Below are 8,490 nucleotides of genomic sequence, written 5' to 3'. Positions count from 1 at the left end.
GGGCTCGGTCGGCCCCGCGCGCCGACCGGGTGCAGGCGGGCCTGCTGGCCGCGTTGGTGCGGTCCTGGCAGTTCATCCTCGGCACGCTATTGGACATCGCGGGCTTCGCGCTGAGCATCGTCGCCCTGCGCACCCTCCCGCTCTTCCTCGCCCAGGCCGTCACCAACTCCAGCCTGGCCGTCACCGCCGTGGCCGCCGTCTGGCTGCTGGGCGCGCGGCTGCGCCGGGGCGACCTCGCGGGCATCCTGGCCGTGGTCGTCGGCCTGACCCTGCTGGCACTCGGCTCCGGCCAGGAGGGCCGTGACCACGCCGACCCCTCCTTCCACTGGGCGCTGCTCGCCACCACCGCCGTCATGGTGCTCGCCACCGTGGTCCTGGTGCGCCGGCAGGGCGATGCGGCCGCGGCCGGCCTGGGGCTGCTGGCCGGGGTCGGCTTCGGCGTGACCAGCCTGGCCGTGCGGGTCCTGGATGCCTCCGGTCCGGTCTCCGTCCTCACCGACCCGGCCGCCTACGCCCTCGCCGTCGGCGGTCTCGGCGGCTACCTCGCCTACGCCCTGGCCCTGCAGCGCGGCACGGTGACGGCCGCGACCGCCGCCGGGACGGTGACCGAGACCTTCGGCCCGGCGCTGGTCGGCGTGCTGGCGCTCGGGGACGCCGCGCGCCCGGGGTTCGAGTGGTGCGCGCTGACGGGCTTCGCGGTGGCGGTGGGCGGCACCTTCGTGCTGTCCCGCTTCGGCGAGCTGGAGGGCGAGTCCGCCGAGCTGTCCGCCCGGCACCGGGACGCCGGCGCGGAGCCCTCCGTCCGCCCCGGTAGCCCGGACGGCTCCGCCATGCGAAGGTGACTTGCCGGACAAAAAGGACGGCGACACGGCCACAGAGCGGCAGGTGCCCGATGGCGGAGGAGCCCGACTCCCGACCCCGGCGGTCGGACCCGAAGGGCCCCGTGGAGGGGGTCACGGCCCCCAAGGCCCCCACGGGGCCGACGAGCCCCACGGACCCGACGGGCCCGACGGACCGCCCCGTCGCGCTGATCACCGGCGCCTCCTCCGGGATCGGCCACGCCACCGCCACCCGACTGGCCGACGCCGGCTGGCACACGCTGCTCTCCGGCACCGACCGCACCCGCCTCGACGAACTCGCCGGCCGCACCGGCGGACGAGCCCTGCCCGAGGACCTGAACAGGCCGGACGGCCCGGCCCGCCTCGCCGAGGCCGCCGTGGCCGCGGCCGGCCGGGTGGACGCCCTGATCGCGAGCGCCGGCCTGGGCTGGCGCGGCCCGTACGCGCAGATGCCCTCCGACACCCTGGACCGGATGATCGAGGTCAACCTCGCCGCCCCGCTGCGCCTGGTCCGCCTGCTGCTGCCCGGCATGCTGGAGCGCCGCCACGGCCGGATCGTGCTGATCGGCTCGATGGCCGGCCAGGTCGGCGTGCGCGACGAGGCGGGGTACTCCGCCACCAAGGGCGGGCTGACGATGTTCGCGGAGAGCCTCTGGTACGAGCTGCGCGGCACGGGGGTGGGGGTGCGCCTGGTGCTCCCGGGAGCGGTGGACACCCCGTTCTTCGACCGGCGGGGCACCCCGTACCAGCGCGAGCGGCCGCGCCCGGTCTCGGCGGAGCGGGTCGCGGACGTCGTGGTCGCCACCATCACCACCGAGCGCGACCGGCTCTACGTCCCGCACTGGCTCGGCTTCCCGGCCCGCATCCACGGCGCGGCCCCGGGCGTGTTCCGCCGGATGGCCTCGCGCTTCGGGTGAGCACCGGTTGAGCGCCGCGGCCGCACACCGGGTGAGCCCCGCCGCCGTGCGTCGGCCAGGCACCGCCGCCCCGCGCCCGGGGACGCTCGCCGCCACGGCCCTCGCCGTCGCGGCCGGCGTCGAAGTCCTGCACCTCGCCCCGGCTGCCGTCCGCCTGCCGCCACTGCGCCGCACCCTGGCCCGCCGCACCGCCGGCCACGGCACCGCGCCGGGCCACGTCGCCCTGACCTTCGACGACGGCCCCGATCCGCGCAGCACCCCGTACGTCCTCGACGCGCTGGACGAACTCGGCGCCCGCGCCACCTTTTTCCTGCTCGGCGCGATGCTGGAGCGCGCCCCCGCGCTCGGCCGCGAGCTGGTGCTGCGCGGCCACGAGGTGGCCGTCCACGGCTGGTACCACCGGCCGCAGTGGTACCCGGCCCCCGCCCGCGACCTGCGCGAACTGCGCCGTGCCGCCGAGGCCGTGACCGAACTCTGCGGGGCCCGTCCGCTCTGGTACCGCCCGCCGTACGGTGTCCTGGCCGCAGGCCCGGCCCTGGCCGCCCGCCGTCTCGGCCTGCGCAGCGTGCTGTGGACCGCCTGGGGCCGCGACTGGGCGGCGGGTGCCACCGGCGAGTCCGTCTACGCGACCGCCCGCCCCGGCCTCACCGGCGGTGCCACCCTCCTGCTGCACGACTCCGACTGCACCTCCGCCCCCGACTCCTGGCGCGCCACCCTCGCCGCGCTCCCGCTGATCGCCGACCACTGCCGCACCCACCGGCTGACCCTCGGCCCCCTCCGCGACCACCGGGTGCCGCCGCCCGTCGGCGGGAACCGTCCGGTGTGACGGACACGTCGTCAGGACCGCCGGACACCGGTACCCCCAGCGCACCGGCACGGTGACCGGCACCCTCACCTGCTCGGGCACCATCGGCGTGCGCCGAACCCTCGGCCACCCCGGCCTCACCGGCTTCGGCTATCCCAGTCCCACCCGCCGCAGCGCCGCTCCGAACCCCTCCTGCCAGGCCGCCGGTGTCGCCCCGGTGGACGGCGGGGGCTCGGGGCGGCCGAGCGCGGCCAGGGCGTTGCGGACCACCTCGGCCGGGTGGGCGGTGGCGACGTCGGCGTGGCCGAGTTCCAGCTCGTGCTGGAGGTTGTCGCGTCCGTGCCCCTGCACGATGTCGAGGAGCAGCAGCCGCCGGCCCAGTGCCCGGGCCTCGCTGCAGGTGTCGCCCGAGCTGGTGACCACCAGGTCGGCGGCGGCCATCAGCGCGGGGACGCGCTCGGTGTAGCCGAAGGGGTGCAGCCGGGGCTCGCGGCGCGCGGCACCCCGCAGCCGGCGCTCCAGTTCCCGGTTGTGCCCGGCCACCGCGAGCACGTGCGGTCCGGCGGCGGCCAGCGAGGCGGCGGTTCGGGCGAGCGGGCCGAGCCCCCAGGAGCCCGACATCAGCAGCACGCACGCGGCGCCCGCCGGCACGCCCAGCTCCGCGCGCGCTGCGGCCCGTTCCGGCGGGCCGTAGAACGGTTTCCGCAGCGGCGCCGGCACGACGACGATGTCGGCGTCCGGCCGGTACCGCCGCACCGCACACGCGGCGACCTCCGAGGTGACCAGGAACAGGTCCGTCCCCTCCTGCACCCAGAGCCGGTGCGGCGTCACGTCCGTGCAGAAGACGAAGTGCCGGAACTCCCGCTCCGGTGCCTGCCGCAGCAGCCGGTTGACCGCCGAGGTCGCGGTGGCGAACAAGGAGACCACCAGCTGCGGCCGCTGTGCCCCGATCAGCTCCCGCAGCGCCGGGACCAGCCGGTTGCGGGCCGCGGCGTCGGCGAGCAGGGCGATCCGGGCGCCCGGCCGCAGCGCCGAGAAGTGGAAGGCGTCGTACACCCCGGGAAGGTCGAGCAGCCGGCGGAACACCGCCTCCCCGGCCGCGCCCGAGCGCCGCCCGAGCAGGGCCATGGCGTCGACGGTGCGGGTGGTCCAGCCGTACTCCCGCAGGGTGTCCGCGCAGGCCTGCGCCATCACGTCGTGGCCCTGCCCGAGCGAGCCGGAGACCAGCAGGGCGTGCGGCATCGGACGGCCCCGTCAGGCGCCGGCGGCCGAGCCGACGGTGGCCCGGTACCAGTCCGCGTACCGCCGTACGCCGTCCGTGAAGTGGGTGCTCGGAGACCAGTCCAGCAGCCGCTTGGCCTGTGCCGAGGAGATCCGCCGCCCCGTGTAGTCGGCCTTCCGCCCGTCGATGTGCTCGATGGTGACGGGCCCCAGCAGGCCGTCCACCGTGTCGGCGATGTCCCGCACCGAGACGGCCGTCGAGCCCTCCAGCGCGAAGGTCCGGTCCTCGGCGGCGGGGGAGAGGACCCGGACGTGGGCGTCCGCGAGATCCTCGACGTAGACGAAGTTGCGGCTCTGCCGGCCGTCCCCGGCGATGGTGATCGGCCGCCCGGCCAGCGCGGCCTGGACGAACCGGGCGACGACCAGCTCGTCCCGCATCCGGGGGCCGTACGGGATGCCGTAGCGCAGGATGGTGAAGTGCTGCCCGTAGAGCTCGCGGTAGCTGTGCACCAGCATCTCGGAAGCGAGCTTGGTGGCCACGTACGGATGGCCGCTGTGCTCCAGCTCGATCGGCACGTGTTCGTCCAACTCCTGCTCGCCGCTGTCGAGTTGACCGTCAGCGATGGCGGCGCCGTAGACCCAGACGGTGCTCGCCAGCACGGTCCGGCTCAGGCCGCTGCGCCGGGCGGCCTCCAGGACGGCCTCGGTGCCGTCGATGTTGGTCCGCACCGCGCGGACCGGGTCGGCGCAGACCTGTTCGACGTCGGCCATGGCGGCCAGGTGGTAGACCACCTCGCTGCCGGACAGCGCGGCGGTGAGGGCCTTGAGATTGAGGACGTCGAGCCGCGCGTGCTCGGCGTCCGGGTTGAGGTACTTGTCGGTGGTGTCCACCGCGAGGACGTCGTGGCCGGCCGCGATCAGGTGGTCCACGACGTGTGAGCCGATGAACCCGCAGCCCCCGGTGACGGCTATCCGCACGATCTTGCTCCCTTCGCTCCGGCCAGTCGCCGGTACACCGCGGAGACGGCGTCGATCACCTGCTGCGTCTCGTCCTCGGTCATGTCGGAGTGCACCGGCAGGCAGACCTGCCGCGCGCAGACGTCCTCGGCCACCGGCAGCGGCCCGCGCCGGTACGGGGCGAGCACCGGCTGGAGGTGCAGCGGCAGGTCGTAGACCTCGCCGGACAGCCGCACCCCGTGCTCCTCGGCCACCGCCCGCTTGAACTCCGCGCGGTCCACACCGGACGGCAGCAGCGCCACGTACTTGTAGTAGTTGCCACGGCAGCCGGGCGGTTCGAGCACCGGGTCGAGGCCGTCCAGCCCGGCGAGGGCGGCGTCGTAGCGGCGGGCGACGGCGCGGCGGGTCTCGATGAACTCCTTCAGCCGGCGCAGGTGCACCGCACCGATCGCGGCGTGCGGCTCGCTCATCCGCCAGGCGTAGCCGAGCTTCACGTGGTGGTTGGTGGTGAAGGAGCCCTTGCCCTGGTCGCGGTGGACCCGGGCCTCGTCGCGCAGCTCCGGCGACTCGGTGAGGATCATCCCGCCCTCGCCGCTGGTGGTGACCTTGGTCGGGTAGAAGGAGAAGGCCCCGGCCAGGCCGAAGGTCCCGGCGGCGCGCCCGTCGAAGGTGCTGCCGTGGGCGTGCGCGGCGTCCTCGACCAGCGGGACGCCGCGCCGGTCGCACAGCGCGCGCACGGCGTCGACCTGCGGGCCGATCAGCCCGCCGATGTGCACCAGGACGACGGCGGCGGTGTCCGGGGTGAGCGCCGCCTCCAGGGTCTCGGAGGAGAGCGCGAGGGTGGCCGGGTCGACGTCGGCGAAGACCGGTCGCCCGCCCGCGTGCACCACCGCGCCGGCGGTCGCGTAGAAGGTGACGGCGGGGACGACCACGTCGCGGCCCCGGACGTCGATGCTGCGCAGGATCACCTCCAGCGCCGCCGTGCCGCTGCTCACCGCGACGGCGTGCGAGGCGCCGTGCTCGGCGGCGAAGGCCTGCTCGAAGCGCTCGGTCCACGGACCGAGGGTCAGCGCGCCGGTGGTGAGCATCTCGGTCACCGCTTCGGCGACCGCCGCTCGGTCGCTCTGGTCGAACACGATGCGGGCGGCTGGAACGCCCATGGGGCACCTCCGGCGGCGGGCTGCGAAAGCAGCACCGATCGGGTCGGATCATCCCGAACCGCACGACAGCGGACGGGTCAGGCACATCACGCTACTTCGCCCACCGGTCCGCGGCCCGCGGTCGCCGCCCGCGCGGGTGACCGGAACTGCTTCCGCCGCAGGTCCGGGCACTGCTTCCGGCGTGGGGCGTGCGCTCCTCCGTGCGGGGGAGGGCACTACTGCGTCCGCAGTACGCAAACGGCCTGCGCAGGGACGACGACGGAGTGGGGGTCGGCGATCAAGGATGGGTCATGCTGCGGCGGACCGCGTCCACCAGGACGCCCGGCCGGCCGTGGCGCGTCCGTTTCCGAGAACCGCATCCGAAGGAGTCCGCTCTCCCGTGGCCACGTTCCTCTACCGTCTGGGCCGATGGGCCTTCGTCCGGCGCAGGCTGGTGACCTTCCTCTGGGTCGCCGTACTGGCGGTCGGCGGGGTCCTGGCGGCCAAGGCGCCCGCCGCACCCGACGACGGCTTCGCGATGCCCGGCACGGAAGCGCAGAAGGCCTTCGACCTGATGAACGAGCGCTTCCCCGGCGGCCACGCCGACGGCGCCTCGGCGCGACTGGTGTTCGTCGCCCCCTCCGGCCAGAAGATCACCGCCGCGCCCAACCAGCAGGCGGTCGAGCGGACGGTCGACGAGGTCGCCCGGTCCGAGCAGGTCACCGGCGCGGTGAACCCGTTCACGATGCAGGGCGCCGTCTCCACGGACGGCACCACCGCGTACGCGACCGTGAGCTACTCCGCCAAGGCGGGAGAGGTGTCCAAGGGCGCGACCGACGCCCTGGAACAGGCTGCCCAGCACGGCCGGGACGCCGGGCTCAAGGTCGAGATCGGCGGCAACGCGCTGATGGCCACGGGCGAGGCGGGCGGCAGCAGCGAGGCGATCGGCATGGCGCTGTCGGCCGTCGTCCTGGTGATCACCTTCGGCTCGCTGGTCGCGGCCGGGCTGCCGCTGCTCACGGCGCTGGTCGGCGTCGGCCTCGGCATGTCGCTGATCACCGCGCTCGGCAGCACGCTGGGGCTCTCCGCCACCACCGGCACGCTCGCCATGATGCTCGGCCTGGCGGTCGGCATCGACTACGCGCTGTTCATCGTCTCCCGCTACCGCGCCGAGCTCGCCGAGGGCCGCACGCCCCAGGAGGCGGCCGGCCGGGCCGTCGGCACTGCCGGGTCCGCGGTGGTCTTCGCCGGCCTCACCGTGGTGATCGCGCTCGCCGGCCTCTCCGTGGTCGGCATCCCGATCCTGGCCAAGATGGGCATGGCCGCCGCCGGGACGGTCGTCATCGCCGTACTGGTCGCGCTCAGCCTGGTCCCCGCGCTGCTCGGCTTCATCGGCCGCAAGGTACTGCCCCGCAAGGCCCGCAAGGCCCACGGTGTGGCCCCGGCCGCGAAGGAGAACGGCGGCGCCCGCTGGGCCCGCTTCGTGCTGCGCCGCCCGCTCGCGGTGCTGCTCGGCGGTGTCATCGGCCTCGGGGTGCTCGCCGCCCCGGCGCTCGACCTGCGGCTCGGCCTGCCGGGCGACGAGGCCAAGCCCACCTCCACCACCCAGCGCCGCGCCTACGACCTGCTCTCCGAGGGCTTCGGCCCCGGCTTCAACGGCCCGCTGACGATCCTGGTGGACGTCAAGGGCGCCGCCGACCCGAAGGCCGCCGCGAGCGAGGTCGCCAAGAAGGTCTCCGGTGTGCACGGGGTCATCGCGGTCACGCCGCCGATGTTCAACAAGGAGGGCGACACGGCCCTGCTCAACGCCGTCCCGGCGACGGGCCCGAGCGAGGCCGAGACCAAGGACATCGTGCACGCCATCCGCGGCGACGCCGCCGGCCTGAAGTCGGCCACCGGGGCGACGGTCCTGGTCAGCGGCACCACGGCGATGAACATCGATGTCTCGCAGAAGCTCAGCGACGCGCTGCTGCCCTACCTCGCGGTGGTGGTCGGCCTCGCGGTCATCCTCCTGCTGGTGGTCTTCCGCTCCGTCCTCGTCCCGCTGAAGGCGGCGCTCGGCTTCCTGCTCTCGGTGGTCGCCGCGCTCGGCGCCGTGGTCGCGGTCTTCCAGTGGGGCTGGCTGGCGAACCTGATCGGCGTGGAGCAGACCGGCCCGGTGATGAGCATGATGCCGATCTTCATGATCGGTGTGGTCTTCGGCCTCGCCATGGACTACGAGGTGTTCCTGGTCACCAGGATCCGTGAGGGTTTCGTCCACGGCGAGCAGCCCGGCGAGGCGATCGTCACCGGCTTCCGGTACAACGCCAGGGTGGTCACCGCGGCCGCGTTCATCATGATCGCCGTCTTCGCGGGCTTCATCGGGATGAGCGAACCGATGATCAAGATGATGGGTCTGGGACTCGCTGCGGCCGTCGCCTTCGACGCCTTCGTCGTCCGGATGACCATCGTTCCGGCCGTCCTCGCCCTGCTCGGCCGCCGCGCCTGGTGGCTGCCGGCCTGGCTCGACCGGCTGATACCGGACGTGGACGTCGAGGGCAGCAAGCTGGCGACCGCCGCCCGCGAGTCGGCCCCGGCCCGGGAGTCGGTCACCGTCTAGACCGGCTACCGCC

7 protein-coding genes are annotated in these 8,490 nt (G+C 74.7%); 4 read left to right on the top strand and 3 right to left on the bottom strand.

Translation table 11 applies throughout. From position 1 onward, the window contains the following. From ACFU7Y_RS33955 to ACFU7Y_RS33945, 3 genes are all read left to right on the top strand, one after another. On the top strand, nucleotides 1-842 hold an 842-nt coding region (locus tag ACFU7Y_RS33955; RefSeq protein ID WP_380770671.1), incomplete at its 5' end, for a hypothetical protein. A 50-nt stretch (nucleotides 843-892) separates the two neighbouring features. Beyond that, a complete protein-coding gene (locus ACFU7Y_RS33950) occupies nucleotides 893-1,756 on the top strand; it encodes an SDR family NAD(P)-dependent oxidoreductase (protein ID WP_380770669.1) in 864 nt (287 codons plus the stop codon). A 7-nt stretch (nucleotides 1,757-1,763) separates the two neighbouring features. Continuing rightward, nucleotides 1,764-2,582 carry a polysaccharide deacetylase family protein gene (locus tag ACFU7Y_RS33945; protein WP_380770668.1) on the top strand — a complete coding sequence of 273 codons (819 nt, stop codon included), beginning with the start codon at nucleotides 1,764-1,766 and terminating at the stop codon, nucleotides 2,580-2,582. 129 nt (nucleotides 2,583-2,711) lie between these two features. Here ACFU7Y_RS33945 and ACFU7Y_RS33940 read toward each other — a convergent pair whose 3' ends face one another. The 3 genes from ACFU7Y_RS33940 to ACFU7Y_RS33930 are packed head-to-tail and all read right to left on the bottom strand — an operon-like array spanning nucleotide 2,712 to nucleotide 5,899. Further along, nucleotides 2,712-3,803 carry a hypothetical protein gene (locus ACFU7Y_RS33940; protein WP_380770667.1) on the bottom strand — a complete coding sequence of 364 codons (1,092 nt, stop codon included), beginning with the start codon at nucleotides 3,801-3,803 and terminating at the stop codon, nucleotides 2,712-2,714. Nucleotides 3,804-3,815: 12 nt separating this feature from the next. Then, nucleotides 3,816-4,760, bottom strand: coding sequence for an NAD-dependent epimerase/dehydratase family protein (locus ACFU7Y_RS33935; protein WP_380770666.1), 945 nt, complete (start codon nucleotides 4,758-4,760; stop codon nucleotides 3,816-3,818). Next, nucleotides 4,751-5,899, bottom strand: a complete 1,149-nt coding sequence (locus tag ACFU7Y_RS33930; RefSeq protein WP_380770665.1) for a DegT/DnrJ/EryC1/StrS family aminotransferase — start codon at nucleotides 5,897-5,899, stop codon at nucleotides 4,751-4,753. The genes ACFU7Y_RS33935 and ACFU7Y_RS33930 overlap by 10 nt, the downstream gene beginning before the upstream one ends. Before the next feature lie 379 nt (nucleotides 5,900-6,278). Between ACFU7Y_RS33930 and ACFU7Y_RS33925 the strand changes: the two genes are divergently transcribed. Continuing rightward, nucleotides 6,279-8,477, top strand: coding sequence for an MMPL family transporter (locus tag ACFU7Y_RS33925; protein ID WP_224283637.1), 2,199 nt, complete (start codon nucleotides 6,279-6,281; stop codon nucleotides 8,475-8,477). Nucleotides 8,478-8,490: the final 13 nt, after the last annotated feature.

It is taken from the genome of Kitasatospora sp. NPDC057542 (assembly GCF_042801945.1).
Lineage (GTDB): Bacteria > Actinomycetota > Actinomycetes > Streptomycetales > Streptomycetaceae > Kitasatospora.
The sequence above is the reverse complement of the archived record's forward strand: the minus strand, read 5'-3'. Positions and strand labels throughout refer to the sequence as shown.